We start from the raw sequence: 822 nt of genomic DNA on the forward strand, positions 1-822 counted from the left end.
GCGTTGAGGGCGGCGATGGTGACGTGGCCGTCGTAGGGGGCGAGGGTTTCGGTGATCTCGTCGGCGGTGGCTTCGATGGCGGTCATGGCGCCGCCGGGTGGGAGTTCGCCGAGGAGGGCGGCGCGGTGGGCGACGAGGTGGCAGGCGTCGTGGAGGGTGAGGACGCCGGCGATGTGGGCGGCGGTGATCTCGCCGATGGAGTGGCCGATGACGGCCTCGGGGTGCAGGCCGCAGTGTTCGAGGAGCCGGGTGAGCGCGACTTGTACGGCGAAGAGTCCGGCTTGGGTGTAGGCGGTGTGGTTGAGGAGGTCGGTGTGGTGGGGGTGGGTGGCGAAGACGACGTCGCGCAGGGGGTGGTCCAGGTGGGGGTCGAGCAGTGCGCAGATCTCGTCGAAGGTGTCGGCGAAGACCGGGAAGCGCTCGTGCAGTCCGGCGCCCATGCCCGGCCGCTGACTCCCCTGCCCGGAGAAGAGGAACACCCGCGACCCCGAGGCCGGCACCCCCGCCTCGCGCCGCACCAGCGCCGGATGGTCCTCCCCGGCCGCCAGCGCGGCCAGCCCCGCCCGCAGCGTTTCGGTGTCCCGGCCCGTGATCACCGCACGCTGGTCGAGCACCGCACGCGATGTGACCAGCGACCAGCCCACCGCCCCGGGATCGCCGTCAGCGGTCGCGTCGAGCAGCCGCCGGGCCTGGTCGCGCAGCGCGGCCTCACCGCGCGCCGACACCACCCACGGCGTGAGCCGGTCTCCGGGCCGCTCACCACCGGTGGCGGCGGGCGGCTGGGCGGCCTCCTCCAGAATCACATGGGCGTTGGTGCGGTGC

At 73.7% G+C, this 822-nt stretch carries 1 protein-coding gene; it reads right to left on the bottom strand.

Annotated features, from left to right (window positions below; all coding sequences use genetic code 11):
* Positions 1–803 (bottom strand): acyltransferase domain-containing protein (locus BBH68_RS36760; RefSeq protein ID WP_245738491.1); only part of this gene is annotated, 803 nt, incomplete at its 3' end.
* Positions 804–822: the final 19 nt, after the last annotated feature.

It is taken from the genome of Streptomyces sparsogenes (assembly GCF_001704635.1).
Classification (GTDB): Bacteria; Actinomycetota; Actinomycetes; order Streptomycetales; family Streptomycetaceae; genus Streptomyces; species Streptomyces sparsogenes.